This is a genomic window from Pseudomonas sp. P4_C3, assembly GCF_056402075.1.
In genome coordinates, this window is the sequence record NZ_JBFUIC010000494.1 from 1 (window position 1) to 2,266 (window position 2,266).

Below are 2,266 nucleotides of genomic sequence, written 5' to 3' on the forward strand. Positions count from 1 at the left end.
CTGTAAGGTCTTGTTGGTTGTTCACCACGGCCCGGAAGGTGTCGCGCGGCACACTGGTTTCTACCACAGGCATGTCGTAACGCTTGTTCACCATCGTGAACCAGTCGATTTCGTCATTCGCGCTGTTGTCCAGAATCCGGCTGGCCCGGCCCACGCCTTTGGCGGAGTAGAAATAGCGCGACTGCTCGCCATACACAATCAGCTCGGAATCGCGCTGAGCAATACGCTCGACCTTATAACCTGCGTTGTTTTCCAGTCGTTTGGAAACCCCCGCCCAGTCGACCTGATCGAGCGGCGTGGTTGGCTCGCGTGCCGGCAGCGCTTCGACAGCGGGGTCGTAGCGCTTGGCTGGCGCCTTGCGGCTGGCGAAATTGGTATGAAAAGTAATACCGAACAACGCGGTGTTGCCGCGCTCCCAACCTGCGCTCAAATCGACTGAGTCACTCAGCTTGAACACCGCCCCGATGTTGATGGGCGAGTCCTGCTTCAGGCTATTTTTCAGCGGCTCGTGCTCGTAGTCGTTACCGTCGAACTCGAGTTTCAAGCTCAAGGGCGACCAGGGCGTCTGATAGGCCACGCCGCCAAACAACGCGGGCGAGCCTCGAAAATACGAGTTGGTATTGACGTCGCCCGTGTCCGAGTTTACCGGGCGTGTATCAAAGCGCTCATCAAGGTACCCCAGCGGGTTTTCGAAATCCCCGCGGTTACCGATGTAGCCCCAGGCAACGCCCAGGCTGAAATCCAGATCGTAGTAACGTTTGTTCGCCACAATGTATTCGCTGGAGAACAGGCCGGTGCCCCCAATATCCCGAAAACCGAGCGCGACCTCGGGCAACCAGTGGCTTTCTCGCCAGAGGCGGGCTTTGGCATCGACCGCCTTGTCTTTATAGCTCTGGTCGCCACTTAATGACTCGGGCCCGTATTTACGGTCGCTGATAGCGGTATAGCGAAAGCTGCCTTCCAGCCAATCAAGGGGCTGTATTGAAATGCTATAGCGCGAATATGGGTCGGTCCGGTTGGCGTTCAGGCTGAATTCGCCGGCGGGCGCCATCCGTGCGGTGGGGGTTTGCAGCAAACCCACGCCACCGAAATCATTCTGGGTAAAACGCGGCTCTCCATGAGCCAGGCTGTAGGGCAACAACACTACGGCGGCAAAACGTAACTTCAAGGGGCCACCTCGGGCAGCGGTTGGGTGGCGAGAAACTGGGCAAGCTGCTCGTTCAAGTCGGGTGTGGGCAGGTCCGGATCATCGTTGCGCACGGGCACCAGAATCGTGCTGCCTGCGGCGGCAAACACCCCGCCTTCGTTGTTCCAGGCGGCGTTGCCGACTCTCCTGACCTGGCCATCGGGCTGAATCAGCCACAGGTAATCGGCATCTGCATCGGTCACCGGCAGACAACTTTCAAGATATTCCTGGACGGGCTGCAGGGCGCGATAAGGCAGTGCGCAGGGCTGTTCAACGGCGCCCACCACAGTGACCGTAGTCGGGCGTACAGGGTAAGTCAGCCGGTCGCCGTCACTGAGCGAGTAATTGCGGGCGAACGCAACCTCCAACGCCACGGGGTCGAGCACCGCGACTCTGCGGCCGGTAACGGGCAGTCGGCTGACCTCTTCCAACAGGCGCGCAGCCAAGGCTGCAAGGCTGCTTTTTTCTTCAAGCAAGGCCCCACGTTGCAGCAATTTCAGATCGAACAGCACACCGGCTTTAAGGCGGATTTGCTGCTCCACCAGTGGCTGGTGCAGCCAGGCGGCGGCCAGCCAGTAACTTTCGGCGTTCGGGCGTCCCTGGCTGACGGCATCGAGCAAGCGTGCACCTGGCACGAACGCGAAGGAACCGGCGTTTTTCACATCACCCGTGACCGTGACAGCGGCCTGAGTCATCGCAGAACTGGCCAGCAACAGGCAGGCCGACAGCGTTTTCGAATATCTCACCGAGCCATCTCCCGGTCAGGGCGCAATTGCACAATCTTCAAGAAAAGTTCCGGCGTGAGATGTTGTTCGCTCTGCAGGATCAAGCCATCGTCAGGCCTGACCCAAAAACGGTTGGTGGCCTTGAATCCCAGCTCGGGTATGTCGATGCGTTCGTCTATGCGCTGCAACGCATAGTCCTTGTCCAGGATGGTGACGGTTTCGATGGCCTGTCGACTGAAACGACTGTTGACCGCCAGCCCGACCCGCGGCCCCTGATAGACATCTATCCAGCGGGTACTGCTGTAACCATCGGGCAATCGCTGCAAGCCAAGCTTGAACGGCGACTCGCCGTCGA

3 protein-coding genes are annotated in these 2,266 nt (G+C 59.3%); all 3 read right to left on the minus strand.

Features of this window, described 5'->3' with window-relative positions:
* Window positions 1-1,168, minus strand: a 1,168-nt coding sequence (locus AC1DVH_RS29775) for a YjbH domain-containing protein (protein WP_477756807.1), incomplete at its 3' end; no start/stop codon positions are given.
* Window positions 1,165-1,932 carry a capsule biosynthesis GfcC family protein gene (locus AC1DVH_RS29780; RefSeq protein WP_477756808.1) on the minus strand — a complete coding sequence of 256 codons (768 nt, stop codon included), beginning with the start codon at window positions 1,930-1,932 and terminating at the stop codon, window positions 1,165-1,167. The genes AC1DVH_RS29775 and AC1DVH_RS29780, both read right to left, overlap by 4 nt.
* Window positions 1,929-2,266: YjbF family lipoprotein (locus AC1DVH_RS29785; RefSeq protein WP_477756809.1), on the minus strand; the 338-nt coding region annotated here is incomplete at its 5' end. The genes AC1DVH_RS29780 and AC1DVH_RS29785, both read right to left, overlap by 4 nt.